Source organism: Allomuricauda sp. M10 (genome assembly GCF_020782875.1).
Taxonomy (GTDB): Bacteria; Bacteroidota; Bacteroidia; order Flavobacteriales; family Flavobacteriaceae; genus Flagellimonas.
The window spans coordinates 1-15,396 of the sequence record NZ_JAJGBN010000009.1 but is presented as its reverse complement, the minus strand read 5'-3'; the positions used below and the strand labels follow the sequence as shown (position 1 = coordinate 15,396).

Genomic DNA, 15,396 nt, shown 5'->3' with positions numbered 1-15,396 from the left:
GAAGTTTTTGCACTACTTGCCTACTTTACCTTGTTTGGGAAATCACTTCCACTTTTTGGGACACTACATCCTTGATCGGGATGATGAATTTTCCTGTTTTGGTGGCAAGCGTTAAACTGTTGTTTTCGATGGCTTCCACTACCCCAACATCTTCCCCCATTACAATCTTATCCCCAATCGCATAATTTTTTCGGGTGTTGAAGGATCGCAAAAGATCTGCAACCATTTCCCTTGAACCCAGTCCTATTCCCAAAGAAAAAGCCAGTAGAAAAGAACCCAAAATCATGGTGATGTTATTGGTGATAATGGTGGTATCAACCCCCGCTTGGTTCAATGCCGTAATGGACATAAACACCACGATCACATAAAACAACAGATTGCTGACCAAATTGGAACCTCCAAATTCAAATGAATTGAACAGTCGTTTTACCGTATTCTTTACAAAATTGCCGATGTAAAAACCGAGCATCAATAAAGCCAGAGCACTGAAGAAACGCGGAAGATAATGAAGTAGGTTCCCTATTTCAACTGAAATGATCTGCCAATTGAGAATATCCGCAGCTACAATCAAAAAGGCCAATATCAATAGCCATTTTACAAATCCTAGGATGATCTTGACCACATCAATGGTGAAACCGCCCTTCCCTGTAACGACCATTCCGTTGATCTTATCGTTTAAGATGTCTATTTTGGCCAATTTTAGGATTTTCCCAAGCAAGAACAGGATAATTTTGATGACAAGCCAGCCAACTACCAGCACCAGAATGGCCCCGATGATCTTTGGGATTACCTGTGCTATTTCCTTGCCCATACCCGAAAGGGAATCCATGGTGATAACCTTCCAATTGTTGATTGTTTCCATTGTTGTTTATTTATAGTGTTGCTGTATGTTTTTTAATGCTCTCCCAATGTCCTGAACAGTTTGCGCAAGGCACTTCCCATATTGATGGAAAACAGGGAAGCCATATCCAGGATCAACCTGGCAGCGGCAATGTCGTCCATTACCTTTTTTTTCATGCCGGGCGGGGCTTCCAGAAGGGAGGCCTCCAATTCTTTGAACGGGTTTTTGTGTTGGTTTGCCATCTATGGTAGGGTGTTATAGATTTCGACTAGTCTTTCTTTGGCTCTTTTCAGCCTCATTTTTACTGCACTGTCCCCAAGTTCCAAAAGTTCAACCAGTTCTTTTATGCTTGCGCCATCCTGGTATTTCAACAATAAAAGGGACTTGTCTTCGGCAGAGATCAGTTCCAATGCTTTTTTAAGCTTATCGGCCTTCATCTCAAAAAGACTTTCATCAGGTACTTCTTCGGTAAACTTTTGATCGGTTTCATCAACCTGAACAGATTGATCGCGCATTTTGAGCTGCTTGTTCCGGTTGACATAGTTCACACAAAAATTATAGGTGAAAGAATAAAGCCAGGTAGAAAACTTGGAACGCCCTTTGAACGTTCTCAGTTTGATGAACAGTTGCAGAAATACATCCTGTGTCAAATCCTCGGCCTCATCCTCGGATTTGGCAAAGCCAAAACACTTGTTATAGACCATTTTGGCATATCGATCATACAACTTCCCGAACAAAAGGGGGTCGTTGTTCGCTACTATCTGTTCCACTAATTCCTCATCCGACAGATGGGCATGAAGGTCTTCTGTTTCCAAAAACTTTTGGTCGGGGTTACTTATCAGGATTAGAAACAGCTTTTTAAAAAAAGTCACTTATATGCCGAATTAATTTGGAGGCTTTTCCAAAATGGGGCGCAAAATAAGTCAATTTCATGTTATATTTGGTTAAAAACCAGATATGAAGACCTATTACCTCGTTGGAATGTGTGCCCTTTTCGTTTTGGCCAGTTGCAAAACAGAACCCAAACAAGCTGAAGAGCAGCCCGAACCCGAAAAAACCGTACCTGAAATGGTTGCGGATGCCCATGGATACCAAAATTGGAAAAACGTGGAGGAGATTACCTTTACCTTTAATGTGGATCGTGATTCCATGCATTTTGAGAGACATTGGGACTGGAAACCCAAATTGAACGAGATCACCTTTAAATCCGGGGCGGATTCCCTTACCTACAACAAGGCCAACATGGATAGTGTGGCCTACAAAACCAATTCAGGGTTCATAAACGACCGGTATTGGTTGTTGGCCCCTTTTAATTTGATGTGGGACGCCGACAGCTATACTTTTGAACACGCAGCGGAAGCCACCTCCCCGATTAGCAACGAGACCATGCAAAAACTGACCATTGTGTACAAAAACGAAGGTGGATATACCCCGGGAGATGCCTACGATTTCTATTTTAAGGATGACCATATTATCCGGGAATGGACATACCGAAAATCTAACCAACCGGAACCTTCCTTGTCCTCAACTTGGGAAGACTACTCCACCATGGGCGGGTTACAATTGGCCACTAAGCGCAACAGACCGGACAGCAACGCAAATCTTTATTTTACGGGTTTGAGTGTGAAGGTTGAGTAAAACAAAAATCAGCTTGTTGTTTTCAGTAACATTGTCCATTCTTTCTATGAGGTTTTGAATAGGCAATATTTCTTCATTGCCCAATGTTTGTCAAGGAAAAGGATAGTTTGGAAAAATTTTCAGATTGAATCAATAAAAATTGATTCTTTTAAACACCCTCAAAACAAGGATTTTACCCTACATACACCCTGTATTTGATGGATGAATTTATATGATTTATTGTAGGATTAATCTTGTTGCCCTAACTTTAAGATTCAAACATCCCCAATGAATACTGAAAAATCCCTCTTTCATCACACTTCTATTCCTTTTGCCGTAATTGACCAAGAAAAATCCTTTGTGGATTTTTCAAAGCAATGGTTGAACACGTTTGGTTTAGATGCGTCCATTATCGGTCAAAACTTTTTTGATTCCATGCCAGAACTGCCCGAAGAGCTAAAATTAGACATCAACTATTGTCTAGAGGGCATCAAGCATCGCTCGGATTCCAAAAGAATTGTACAAGAAAATGGGAATGCCGTTTGGTATGATTGGAAGGTAAGTCTGTTGAACGACGATCAGAACATTGCCCCAAATGCCCTTATAATTTTGGAAGATGTAACGCATAAAAGACGTGAGGAACATCTCTTGGAGAAATCGCAGCAAGTGGCAAGAATTGGCGGTTGGGAAATAGACCTGATCAAGAATACCATTTATTGGTCTAACATGACGAAGGAAATCCATGAGGTTCCCCGGGAATATGTTCCCCAACTGGAGACCGGTATTTCCTTTTACAAAGAAGGATACAGCAGGGACACCATTACCCAGTTGGTAAACGAAGGCATTGAGCTGGGCAATAAATGGGACACCGAATTGCAGATTGTCACTGCCAAAGGGAACATCCTTTGGGTCAGGGCCATTGGGGAACCTGAAATGTTGAACGGTAAATGCGTAAGGATTGTTGGCACTTTTCAAGATATAGACAAACGTAAAAAGGCACAACTTCAACTTTTGAATACCGAGGAGTCGTTAAAAGGTACCTTGGAAAACTCTTCCATAGGAATGGCCTTGGTGGCCCGGAACGGCAAGTTCATGGATGTTAACACAAGTCTGTGCAACAGTCTCGGATATACAAAGGATAAATTGTTAAGTCTAACTTTTCAGGATATCACACATCCTGAAGACCTTGAAATTGACCTTCGTCTTCTAAGCGAGCTTATTAAAGGAAAAAGGAGCACCTACCAAATTGAAAAAAGATATTTCAACAAAGACCAACAATTGGTCTACGTAATCCTAACGGTTACCGCTGCGCGGAACATAGATGGGGAAATTTCCCATTTCATTTCCCAAATTGTCGATATCTCTTCCAGGATCAAGGCCGAGAAAAAGTTAAAAGGTCTTTTGGAACTCACCACCAACCAAAATAACAGTTTAATGAATTTTGCCCACATTGTTTCGCATAATCTAAGATCGCATGCGGCCAATTTGACCATGATCAGTGAGTTTCTAACAGATGAATCTTTGGATGAGGATATACGGAAGGATAGCTTGGTGATGTTGGGCAAGGCCTCCCAAGGATTGAACGATACCATTTCCCATCTTAATGAAGTGGTGCAGGTAAAACTTGAAACGGACCAAAAGCTAAAATCTGTTCAGCTACGTCCCTTGGTCCATAAAGTTTTGGTAGATATTCAAGCCTTGATTGAGGAAAACAAGGTAATCATTGATACCGATGTGCCCGAAAACATACAAGTTAGGGGTGTCATGGCATACCTTGAAAGCATCATCCTGAATTTGGTTACCAATGCCATCAAATACAAGGATTTGAATAAAAAAACCTCATTGGTATCCATCAAGGCCGTGGAGAAAGATGAAACCGTTGTTCTTTCCGTATCTGACAACGGTCTTGGCATTGATTTGGATAAATTTGGCGAAAAACTTTTCGGAATGTACAAAACATTCCACGGCAATGAAGATGCCCGTGGTATTGGACTTTTTATCACCAAGAACCAAATAGAATCCATGGGAGGAAGAATTACTGTGAGCAGCCAGCCCGGGGTAGGAACAACTTTTGAAGTCACATTACTTAAAAACCAACAATCATGAATTCTTCGGATATCGCATTCATCGTAGATGATGACCCCATTCACCAATTTGGAATGAAAGTATTGTTGAAAAAAGTTAAGTTTTCCAATGAAGTCTTGGTTTTCCACAATGGACAGGAAGCCTTGGACGCACTAATACGGTTGATGGACAAAGGAAAAAAATTGCCATCCATCATCTTTCTGGATCTTAATATGCCTATTAAGGACGGTTGGGGATTCCTCGACGATTTCGTTAAAATCCCTCATCAAAACAGAGAAAAAGTGGTTGTTTATGTTGTAAGTTCCTCTATCAACCCTTCAGACCAAGAAAAAGCAAAAAACTACGAAGTTGTGAGCGACTATATCATAAAACCAATCGATGAAAACCAATTGACCAAAGTTCTGGAAGAAATGGGATTGATCAATTCCTTATAGCGTTAGCACTATTTTACATGGATAAAGATTGATAGAATTTGACTCTTCCGCCACTCTTATCTACCCTTTCTCCTCAAGAAAAAGGTAATCCCAAAAACGAGAATAGCACAACTCAACAGCAACACAAAACTATAGATCAACGAGGCGCGCTCTGCCAAAAACCCCAAAATTACGGGGCCCAACAAAAACCCTGAGTATCCCGTTCCCGCAATAAAGGCAACCCCTTGTGAAGAATCCACCCCCTTCACATTGCCTCCGATCCGGAACAATTCAGGGACCATTACGGAAAACCCTAGTCCGCAAAAAGCAAAGCCGGCAATGGCCAAAACGGTATGTTGCGAAAGTACCATGGCATACCCCAAAATAGCGATCAAAGCACCAAATGCCACAATTTTGATGGATCCGATCTTTGCACTGATGCCATCACCTAAAAACCGGCCCAAGGTCATTGTTGTAGAAAAAGCCAAAAATCCAGAACCAATCAGAACTTCTGGGGCCAAAGCCACTTCTTTTAAGTACAATCCGCTCCAATCAATGATGGCTCCTTCACTCCCCATGGATACAAAACCAATGATTCCCAACAACAATAAAGGCTTGAAAACCTTGAAACTAAAGGGTTCCTTTTCCACAGGAGCGGCCACAATGTGATAATAATGTTTTCTCAACATTAAATTGAGTATCAACACCAACACCACCACAATTGCCATATGCAAAGGTGGATTGCCGATAATGGGAATCAGAAAGCTACTGAACCCGACCAAAATTCCACCCAAACTGAAAAACCCATGGGCAGCCGACATAAAGTTTTGTTTGTCCTCCTTTTCAATCTCGGTGACCAAAGTATTCATGGCAATGTCAGTTAGTCCATTACAGGCCCCCATTAAAAATAGACTTGCCATCAATGAATAATAATTCGGCGCCATCAAGGGTAGCAAAGCCGCTACCGAATTACAACAAACCCCAGTCCATGTAGCTTTGCCCACCCCTAATCGGTTTACAATCTTGGAAGCCACCGGAAATATGGTAAACACCCCCAACGACAAGCAGAACAAGGCAATACCCAAATCCGCCTTATTGATCCCAAGTTTATCTTTTACTAACGGAATATAGATTGCCCATGTTCCGAACCAAATGTTGAGGCTGGTGAACACCCATGCCGGGGCAAAATACCGTGGATTGGACAAAATAAGTCGAAGTGATTTCATAGGCGATACTGGAGTGGAAAGATTATCTAATGGTTGGTGATAGATTATTTTTGAAGGATTCCTGCTTTCAAAATCTGGCCAAACCTGTACATGTCCTCATAAGAACAATAAAAGGGAGCCGGGGCCAATCGGATCACATTGGGTTCCCGCCAATCGGTGATCACGCCCTGTTTCATCAAATAATCGAACAGTGACCTACCTTCACCATGCAACAGCACGGATAATTGGCACCCCCTATCCTTTGGAGTGATGATTTCAAAAGTGCTATCCACCTGTTTATCAATATCATGCAACACAAACTCCAAATAGGCAACGATTTGCTTCTGTTTTTTGATGAGAGCTTCCATGCCCACTTCTTCAAAAAGTTCCAAAGAGGCCAAATAAGGTGCCAACGAAAGTATGGACGGATTGCTCAGTTGCCAGGCATCGGCGTTTTCTGTTGGATCAAATTCCGGTTTCATCAGAAAACGGGTCTCTTTTTTGGTTCCCCACCAACCTTCAAAACGGGGAATATCCGACTTGCCCAAATGTTTTTCATGCACAAAGATTCCAGAGGCGTTCCCTGGTCCGCTGTTCATGTATTTGTAACTGCACCAAGCCGCAAAATCGGCATCCCAATCGTGTAGTGACAGTTCCACATTTCCTACGGCGTGGGCCAAGTCCCATCCCACAAAAGCTCCAGCGGATTTACCAGCTTTGGTAATGGCTTCCATATCCAAAACCTGGCCATTGTAATAATTCACACCACCCATCAATATCAGGGCGAGCTCATCGCCCACCTCATTGATTTTTTGGATGATATCCTCTGTACGCCAAGCATGTTCCCCATCTCGTTTCTTTACCTCAACAATGGCATCCTTCGGATCAAAACCATGAAACCTAACCTGGCTCTGCAACATATACTGATCGGAAGGAAATGCCTTTTCCTCACACAAAATCTTGAATCGTTTTGCTGTAGGTCGATAAAAGGAAACCATCAATAAATGAAGGTTAACCGTTAAGGTGTTCATTACAGAAATTTCCTTGGGCTTTGCCCCTACCACTTTGCCTAGTCCGGTAGCCAATCGTTCATGATAGTCCCACCAAGGTTTATCGGCATAAAAATGACCCTCCACAGCCAGTTCCTTCCAATCCTTCATCACCTCATCAACAAAACTTTGGGTACGCTTGGGCTGTAATCCAAGGGAGTTGCCCGTAAAATAGATCACATCCTTACCGTTTACCTTCGGAAAATAAAACTCATCTCGGTATTTGGCCAAGGCATCGGCAGCATCCAATTGTTGTGCAAATTCAAGCGTATTTTGAAAGGTCATATGCTAAGGTTTGCTTCAAAAATACAATTTGTGATGGTAATTATTGTTCCAGCCGCATTTCGATGATATGCTTTTTGAAACCTACTTTTTCATATGCTTTGATGGCGCCCACATTGTCATTGTAAACGGTCAACCGTATTTCCTTGAAACCTTGCTCCTGTGACCATTTTTTAAGGGCATCCACAACCATGGCATTGATGCCGCGACCTCGATAGGCCCCATCTGTGTACATAAAACCCAAATAGGCATAGAACTCGTGGTCCAAATAATGCCTAGCTGGCTTGGAAATGGCATAGCCAGAGGATACAATTTTACCATCGACTTCGGCAACGACCACACAGGATTTGGGATCCTGAACCATTTTTTCCAGATCGTAATAACTCACTTTACCCTGCCTTATGGTCACATCAAAAGGGCGTTCGGCTTCAACAATGCCTTGTTCAAAATCCAACAGAATAGGTAAGTCTTGTAGGGTAGCGCGGCGTATTTGTATTTCAGTTGAGGACATGGTTCACTTGGTTGATTAACTATTCCAATGTAGTTCTTTTCTATATTTTTGCGAAAACTTGTACATGCATTTCCTATCACCCTTATTGGAAAGTTATATAGCCAACCACTCGGAACCTGAACCTCTGCTACTTACGGAACTGACCCGTGAAACCCATTTAAAGGTGGTGCAACCACGCATGATCACAGGACATTTTCAAGGAAGGGTATTGAGCATGCTCTCCAAGATCATCAACCCTGCCTATATTTTGGAAATAGGTACCTACACCGGCTATTCTGCCCTTTGTTTGGCAGAAGGTCTTCAGAAAAATGGTGAACTGCACACCATTGAAGTGAACGAGGAGCTGTATCAGCTTCAGCGAAAATATTTTGACAGAAGTGATTTTGGAGACCAGATTTTTCAACATACGGGTGATGCCTTGGATATCATTCCCAACTTGGACAAGACCTTTGACCTGGTTTTTATCGATGCGCAAAAAGTGAACTATGACGCCTATTTTGAAGCCGCGATCACCAAGACCAGACCTGGGAGCATCATTCTGTCTGACAACGTATTATGGTCCGGAAAGGTGGTAGAGCCATTACAAAAAGGGGACAAGGCCACGGAAGCATTACTCGCCTATAATGAAAAATTGAAAACCGACCCCAGAGTGGAGACGGTCCTTCTACCCATCAGGGACGGACTGACCTTAAGCCGGGTGCTATAAACCGGTTGTACAGCCCATAGAACAACATTCCTGATAAAATCCCAACTACAGACCCCACTATAATGTCGATGGGAAAATGTACCCCCACATAAATGCGGCTCATACAGAACAAAAGCGGCCAAAGAAAAAACAGGAACGCCCATTTCACCTGCTTCCTTAAAAATAAAAACACCAAGGTGGTAATGGAAAACGAACTGGAGGCATGGCCCGAAAAGAAACTGTAATCCGTCGGGCTTTTCAATATTCGAATAATCGTATTGATTTCTTCTGTGTTATTGGGACGTAGTCGTGCCACGGAAATTTTGGTCCAATGGGTAATGATGGTGATAAAGATCACCAACCCCATAATGGTAAAAAACTTGAAAAGGGCTTCCTTCCTGTCAAACTTTTGAAACAACAGGTACAGAAATAATAAGAAAAGAGGAATCCAAGTGGTTATATTGGTAACGGTAGACCAAAATCCATCATACCGTTCTATGCCCAAACTGTTGAGATACACAAACGTATCCCGGTCCCATTTGAGCAAATCTTCCCACATGTATTACTTAATGTCCCTTTTGATGGAGCCGGTAACCTCGTCCACATTTTTCTTCACCTCATTGAGTTCCTTGCGGATCTCTTTGGTAAAGTCTGTGTCGACATCCGCGCTTTTTTGGATTTCGCGCTTAATATCATCCGTGGCATCCTTCAGCTGGCGCATACCTTTGCCCAAACCTTTGGCAATACCAGGTATCTTGTCCGCCCCAAACACCATCACCACAATAAATAGGATGAAGAAAATTTCCGCTCCGCTAATGAATAGAAAATGCATACAACAAATATAATCAGAACTTATTAGCAAAATAAAAAAAGCCCCGTGAAATCACGAGGCTCTTTAACAGTCTTTTTTTGATTATTTTCCTTTGATGTTCTCCTTGAACTTATCAAAGTCTGATTTCTCTTCTTTTTTAGGCCAAGAGTTGTTGGTCGTATCGATATCTGCAGTCTCCAATTTGGGATCTACCACGATTCCAACCAATTCCTTTTGGGAAGAAATCACTCTTTTTACCTCATCATCGTTCTTTCTCCAAATCTCTGGTGGGTAGGTGATGTTTTCCTTGGTTCCATCGGCATAGGTATATTCTACGATCAATGGCATGGGAACACCTCCTGGTTTATCAAAAGTAATCTCGTAGAAATATTTGGGCTCCTTCACCTTAGTCCTTTCGGCTTCGGTCATGTTGTCCATCATAAACTCCTTCAAGTTTTTGGAAGTCTCCGTTGGGGATTTTCCTTTTAACTCGGGCATAAAGTCTTCGCTTTCCTCTTCTGCCAAATAAACCAATGGAGGAAGATCGGCCTCGGTTAGGTTCCTATCTGCCATATATTTTTCCATTTCCTTGGTAGGCTTGCTGGACACGTAGTATTTTTTAACACCTTTCACGCCTATATCCACATAATCGGTAGTGTAGAACCAAGCCCTCCAGAACCAGTCCAAATCCACTGCCGAAGCATCTTCCATGGTACGGAAGAAATCCTCAGGGGTTGGGTGCTTGAACATCCAACGTTGTGCGTAGGTTTTGAAGGCATGGTCAAAAAGCTCTTTGCCCATAACGGTTTCCCTTAGGATGTTAAGTGCCGTTGCTGGCTTGGCATAGGCATTTGGTCCCAATTGGTATACATTTTCTGGGTTGGACATGATGGGAGAAATGTATTTTTGATCTCCGGCCATGTAGGGAACGATGTCCGCTGGGTTACCCCTTCTTGAAGGATATTTGTCGTTCGGAGCGATTACATCCGGATTGTTGGTTCCAAAATCCTGCTCGGCCAAATACTGCATAAAGGTATCAAGACCTTCATCCATCCATCCCCATTGACGCTCATCGGAGTTTACGATCATTGGGAAAAAGTTGTGGCCCACCTCGTGGATGATCACACTGATCATACCGTATTTAACCCTATCGGAAATGGTACCATCCTCATTAGGACGACCGTAGTTCCAACAGATCATGGGGTACTCCATACCTTGGTTTTTGGCGTGAACCGAAATGGCCTTATGGTATGGGTAATCAAAAGTATGCTCTGAGTACGTTTTCAAAGTTTGAGCCACGGCTTTGGTAGACAAATCCTCCCAAAGCGGGTTTCCTTCTTTTGGATATAAGGACACGGCCATTACATCTTTACCACCGATCTTAACGGCCTGCATATCCCAAATGAACTTACGGGAAGTGGCAAAAGCGTAATCCCTAACATTGGTAGCCTTAAACTTCCATGTTTTGGTATTGGTCGCGAATCCTTTTTCAGCAGCTTCGGCCTCTTGTTGGTTCACGATGATCACTGGCTTGTCATAAGATTTCAACGCTTCCTTGTAGCGCTTCATCATGTCTTTGGAGAATACTTCCTCCCTATTTTGTAAAACACCGGTTCCGTCCAACACGTGGTCGGCAGGAACGGTAATGCTCACATCATAATTTCCAAATGGAAGGGCAAACTCACCGCTTCCCCAGAACTGATGGTTCTGCCATCCTTCCACATCGCTGTACACAGCCATTCTTGGGAAGAACTGTGCGATCACATAGGCACGGTTACCATCCTTTTCAAAATATTCGTAGCCGGAACGGGCCCTGTTCACCGTGTGATCAGGAATGTTGTACCACCATTTTACGGAGAAGGACAACTTCTCACCGCTCTTCAACGGTTGTGGAATGTTCACACGCATCATGGTCTGGTTGATGGTATAGGTCAATGGTTTTCCACTGGCATCCTTCACCCATTCAATATTGAAACCCCCATCAAAAGGTTCGCTGATGAACGTTTCCGCAAAATTGCCAGCCGTGTAGGCGATGTTCACGCCGTTACCGTCACGCAAAGGGGATTTGGAATCCTTGGCACGGACGTTCTGGTCCAACTGTACCCAAAGGAACTCTAGATCGTCCGGTGAATTATTATGATAGGTGATGGTTTCCTCACCATTGATCTTGGCATTTTTATCATCCAACTGTACATTGATCACATAATCTGCCTGTTGTTGATAGTAATCAGGTCCTGGGGCCCCAGAAGCGGAGCGATAGGTGTTTGGAGTGGCAAACTCCTCGTACATTTGTTTAAACCTGCTTTGGTTATAGTGTCCAGGTTCCCTTTCGGTTTTTACGTCGCCTTCTTCCTGTGCCATTACCAGTGCTCCCATTAGGAACAACACAGAAGCCATGCAATACTTGACTTTGTTCATTTTCTATTTGATTTTAAAACGGTGAAAAATAACGCATTTTAACCAATTGTTAACGTTACGTTATAAGTTTAACATTCCTTTATTATTCCCTTTGATGAGTACAAAACTTTTCTTGTGTCCGGCCCATTTTACGTGCACCACGTTTTGCTGTTCATCGAACAGGTCGGTCAAAATCTCGTTCTGTACCGAAATGGATTTGACATCCTTTAGGTTCAGATTAGGGATTTCCAAGTAACAAATGGCCACATCCTTATCGTACCGCTTGCCCAAAAAGTTATATTTTATGGGTTTTCCGTTGATCTCTACCAGAAACTTGGCCCTAAAATATTTCTCCAGATACTCGTCTGCCAACTTGGATTCATTTGGGGTTGCCAATTGCGATTTGATACCATAACGTTCCTCCATCAGGGCATCAAGGTCATCTATAAAGATTCGGCTCGTGATCTGCATGGCCTTATCTTCTTCGGAATAGACCACATTGGTAACGCTAACATAGAATTTGTGTACAGAGGTGAAGGACAGAAAAAGCAGTATTGCCAATGGCAATAGCATTATTCTTGATTTTTTCATTCTCATCATATTGTATTTTGACTCCATTGGGATAGGCAATGTTACAGATTTACTCTGTTTTCAGCAATTTGCTTGCCAAAAACCTTAGTCCAGGTTGTTGTTTTTCCGGTAGGCCCTGCTCTTTTCCAGCATAAAATCCCAGATCCTAAGTTTGTCATGGGTGTCCACTGTGGACTGAAAGGCCTCATCCACCTCGCAGAAATACATAAAATCATCAATTTTTTCCATGGGAATCTTTAATGTGGCCACAAAAAGGGAATCCACATAAAAATCCTGGACACGTTGGGTCCTGGCGTAGGTATTGTCCACCTTGACTCGGTTTTTCAACATTTTGGTGCGACCCGTAATGGCATTGATCAAAGGATCCAAGGGCGGGCTCAAGATCATACCCATATTGAATTTTCCAATGGTAGCCTGATCCAGCATCCGCTCACTTTGGGTGGGAATCCGTTGGTGTGCATTGGGCAATTTCAAAGCTTCGGCACTTACGTCTTTTTGCAAACTTAATTTACCAAGATCCTGGGTCAAATCCCCGGAAAGGTTGTACGGACTTACCACTACTTCCTTAAGTTGGTTTACGAATTCCACCATCGGCACTTCAATATAGCTGGCATGGTAGAGCACCTCGGTCACGGGCAATACTTTTTTTACAAACTGAACTGCAGAAAACACCAAGGTATCATTAACCTGTACCTCGATAGCGAATTTGCCTTCAAAATCGGTGATTACGGCCTTATCGGCAGTGATGTTTTGGACCACAACGCCCACCACATCCTCATCATCACTTACCACCTTTCCGTATAATGTTTTGCCCTCCCCATCTTGGGCGCTGACCAAAAACACCATAAAAAAAGCCGTGCAAGCCCAAAAGTTTCTCATTCTTCGAGGGTTTCCAAATAGGATTTGCTTTGGGTCACCAGAAAATCGATCAATTGAAATTCGTTTTCTTTTTTGAGCAAGGTCTGTGATGGAATCTTATCGTCGCAATACAATAAAAAGGCATCGATTTTATCCTGTGGCAATTTAAGATCCACCACAAAGAACTCATCGTCGTACACATGGCGGAGGACTTCGCTGACTTTTAGGGGTTCCCTTTCCTCGCCACCTTCCCCTTGTCGGGATTTGAAGAGTGCCTTGAAAATATTCACAAAATTGAGCCCGTCCTGCATGCCACGAACCGTTCTGGATTCAGCAACGTTCACCACCTCCGTATTCCGGTCGATTTCGTAGTCGAATTCCTTGAAATCCTCGTTCTTCACCTCCAAAAATTTGGCCTGGTTTTCGGGCGTTACCACCACTTCGTCCAACTCACGAATCTTCTCGTTCACCTCAACCACCAAGCGGTTGTTCTGTAAGATTTCGGGAGTAATGGTCACTACTTCCAATTGGTAGTTTACCGCCGTGAACACAATCTTATCCCCTGTCTTCACCTCAATGGCAAATTCCCCATTATCATTGGTAATGGTGGCCTCGCCAGAGGTGGAGTTGATCACGTTCTCATTGGGCACATTGGAGCTCCGGTACAACACCTTCCCCCTGAGCAGTTGGCGGCCATCCTGTGCAAGGGACCAACCCGATACCAGCAACGAGAACAAGATCAAGATAATTTTTTTCATAATAAAGTGTTTAGCACACGTTAAAGAAAGTCCATGGTGCCCATATATAAAAGCGAAGGGGTTCTAAACTTTTGTTAATTCTACCTACAAATATACCCAAAGGGATTTTCCCGTTCACCCTTGAATTTCGTGTTTTGACGGAAATTCATATGAATATGGAAGCATAACCTTAGATTTGTTGTTTCCGTTTGGAAACCTCAAATAACAAACACTGTGAGAACTTACATTGCAACCTTGGTCGTTGTCCTACTCATGATCAATACCCTTATTGGGCAGGTAAAGATTGGCGACAACCCACAAAACCTGAATGCCGCATCGATTTTGGAACTGGAGAGCAGTTCCCGTGTACTGGTCATTACCAGGGTCTCCGATGCCGAAATGAATTCCATTTCACCCTTACGGGGAGCGTTGGTATACAACACCGATCATGATTGCATCCATTATTACGATGGATCCCAATGGATCAACATCTGCGAAGAATTTGACAACACGTTTACGGTAAGTACCAGGGCAGACTATCTGAGCCAGCTGAATCCCAACGCGTTGGACAGTACTGTGGTGATTACCCCTACCACCAACCTTGATGGCAGTACGAACTACAATTTTGAGGTAAACCAAATTACAGGGGCCAACATTGTGAACTCTTCCATAAACGCGGACACCAAGATACAGGCCGCATCCGTAACAGGTCGCCTTTTGGCCGCGAAATCTGTATCTACGGCCAAATTTGAGGACGGAAACAACATTGGGGAAATTTTTAGATGGAATGGTAGCCAATGGACCTTGACCAATGAAACGGCTTTGACGATTACCGAAAAAGACAGTATTGTAGGCAACGAAGTAATTGGTCCTTTTGATTCGACCCTTAGGCGTGATGGAAACGGAATTGACATTCCTTACACATTAGACGTTGCAGACAATGGGATAACCAGTTTAGAGTTGGCCAACGATGCCGTTACCACCGATAAAATATTGAACGGTAATGTGACCAATGACAAACTGGACAAAAGCAATATTTCACTTAGTGGATTTGATGCTGCAGTTGCAGATGTTGATTTGGGCCTTAACAAATTGATCAACGTCGACGAACCCGCCGTGGCAACGGACGCCGCGACCAAGAACTATGTGGACACCCAGATAACCAATAACGCAGCGGACGGAACGGAAACAATCGTGACAGGCGCAGGGATAAACGTTGTGACAGGTGACGGTTCCGCAGGAACGCCATATGTGGTCACGGCAACGGAGGCACAGGACCTTGCAGATGTCATAGCCCTGGACCCCAGTGCAGGG

Annotated in this window: 17 protein-coding genes; 5 read left to right on the top strand and 12 right to left on the bottom strand. The window is 43.2% G+C overall.

Features of this window, described 5'->3' with window-relative positions; translation table 11 throughout:
* Positions 1-25: 25 nt before the first annotated feature.
* Genes LKX84_RS17035 through LKX84_RS17025 form a run of 3 tightly spaced genes read right to left on the bottom strand, consistent with a single transcriptional unit; the run spans position 26 to position 1,656 of the window.
* Entirely contained in the window at positions 26-862 is an 837-nt protein-coding gene (locus LKX84_RS17035) for a mechanosensitive ion channel family protein (protein ID WP_228238787.1), read from the bottom strand.
* A 32-nt stretch (positions 863-894) separates the two neighbouring features.
* The gene (locus LKX84_RS17030) at positions 895-1,083 is read right to left on the bottom strand and encodes a hypothetical protein (RefSeq protein WP_228238785.1); all 189 of its coding nucleotides are present in this window, start codon (positions 1,081-1,083) and stop codon (positions 895-897) included.
* On the bottom strand, positions 1,084-1,656 hold the full coding sequence (locus LKX84_RS17025; protein ID WP_228238783.1) for an RNA polymerase sigma factor: 573 nt from the start codon (positions 1,654-1,656) through the stop codon (positions 1,084-1,086).
* Between the two features lie 142 nt (positions 1,657-1,798).
* On the opposite strand from LKX84_RS17025, the gene LKX84_RS17020 reads away from it, so the two are divergent.
* From LKX84_RS17020 to LKX84_RS17010, 3 genes are all read left to right on the top strand, one after another.
* Entirely contained in the window at positions 1,799-2,479 is a 681-nt protein-coding gene (locus LKX84_RS17020) for a hypothetical protein (protein ID WP_228238781.1), read from the top strand.
* A gap of 267 nt (positions 2,480-2,746) precedes the next feature.
* Entirely contained in the window at positions 2,747-4,564 is a 1,818-nt protein-coding gene (locus tag LKX84_RS17015; protein ID WP_228238779.1) for a sensor histidine kinase, read from the top strand.
* Positions 4,561-4,977, top strand: coding sequence for a response regulator (locus tag LKX84_RS17010; protein ID WP_228238777.1), 417 nt, complete (start codon positions 4,561-4,563; stop codon positions 4,975-4,977). The genes LKX84_RS17015 and LKX84_RS17010 overlap by 4 nt, the downstream gene beginning before the upstream one ends.
* A 56-nt stretch (positions 4,978-5,033) precedes the next feature.
* Here LKX84_RS17010 and LKX84_RS17005 read toward each other — a convergent pair whose 3' ends face one another.
* Genes LKX84_RS17005 through LKX84_RS16995 form a run of 3 tightly spaced genes read right to left on the bottom strand, consistent with a single transcriptional unit; the run spans position 5,034 to position 8,003 of the window.
* Positions 5,034-6,182: an MFS transporter gene (locus tag LKX84_RS17005; RefSeq protein ID WP_228238775.1), complete on the bottom strand. Its 1,149-nt coding sequence runs from the start codon at positions 6,180-6,182 to the stop codon at positions 5,034-5,036.
* 44 nt (positions 6,183-6,226) lie between these two features.
* Entirely contained in the window at positions 6,227-7,495 is a 1,269-nt protein-coding gene (kynU, locus tag LKX84_RS17000; RefSeq protein WP_228238773.1) for a kynureninase, read from the bottom strand.
* 40 nt (positions 7,496-7,535) lie between these two features.
* Positions 7,536-8,003: a GNAT family N-acetyltransferase gene (locus LKX84_RS16995; protein ID WP_228238768.1), complete on the bottom strand. Its 468-nt coding sequence runs from the start codon at positions 8,001-8,003 to the stop codon at positions 7,536-7,538.
* A gap of 64 nt (positions 8,004-8,067) precedes the next feature.
* On the opposite strand from LKX84_RS16995, the gene LKX84_RS16990 reads away from it, so the two are divergent.
* Positions 8,068-8,709 carry an O-methyltransferase gene (locus tag LKX84_RS16990; RefSeq protein ID WP_228238767.1) on the top strand — a complete coding sequence of 214 codons (642 nt, stop codon included), beginning with the start codon at positions 8,068-8,070 and terminating at the stop codon, positions 8,707-8,709.
* Here LKX84_RS16990 and LKX84_RS16985 read toward each other — a convergent pair.
* The 6 genes from LKX84_RS16985 to LKX84_RS16960 all read right to left on the bottom strand — a co-directional run bounded on the left by LKX84_RS16985 (position 8,675) and on the right by LKX84_RS16960 (position 14,103).
* Positions 8,675-9,247: a phosphatase PAP2 family protein gene (locus LKX84_RS16985; protein WP_228238766.1), complete on the bottom strand. Its 573-nt coding sequence runs from the start codon at positions 9,245-9,247 to the stop codon at positions 8,675-8,677. The two genes, LKX84_RS16990 and LKX84_RS16985, sit on opposite strands and share 35 nt — an antisense overlap.
* 3 nt (positions 9,248-9,250) lie before the next feature.
* The gene (locus LKX84_RS16980; RefSeq protein WP_228238765.1) at positions 9,251-9,520 is read right to left on the bottom strand and encodes a twin-arginine translocase TatA/TatE family subunit; all 270 of its coding nucleotides are present in this window, start codon (positions 9,518-9,520) and stop codon (positions 9,251-9,253) included.
* Positions 9,521-9,601: 81 nt separating this feature from the next.
* Positions 9,602-11,917, bottom strand: coding sequence for a M1 family metallopeptidase (locus LKX84_RS16975; protein WP_228238764.1), 2,316 nt, complete (start codon positions 11,915-11,917; stop codon positions 9,602-9,604).
* A 60-nt stretch (positions 11,918-11,977) separates the two neighbouring features.
* The gene (locus tag LKX84_RS16970; RefSeq protein WP_317206484.1) at positions 11,978-12,487 is read right to left on the bottom strand and encodes a DUF6702 family protein; all 510 of its coding nucleotides are present in this window, start codon (positions 12,485-12,487) and stop codon (positions 11,978-11,980) included.
* Between the two features lie 84 nt (positions 12,488-12,571).
* The gene (locus tag LKX84_RS16965) at positions 12,572-13,366 is read right to left on the bottom strand and encodes a hypothetical protein (protein ID WP_228238755.1); all 795 of its coding nucleotides are present in this window, start codon (positions 13,364-13,366) and stop codon (positions 12,572-12,574) included.
* Positions 13,363-14,103 (bottom strand): carboxypeptidase-like regulatory domain-containing protein, encoded by a 741-nt coding sequence (locus LKX84_RS16960; RefSeq protein WP_228238752.1) that lies wholly within the window; start codon positions 14,101-14,103, stop codon positions 13,363-13,365. Before LKX84_RS16960 ends, LKX84_RS16965 begins: the two co-directional genes overlap by 4 nt.
* A 213-nt stretch (positions 14,104-14,316) precedes the next feature.
* Between LKX84_RS16960 and LKX84_RS16955 the strand changes: the two genes are divergently transcribed.
* Positions 14,317-15,396, top strand: a 1,080-nt coding sequence (locus LKX84_RS16955) for a hypothetical protein (RefSeq protein WP_228238751.1), incomplete at its 3' end; no start/stop codon positions are given.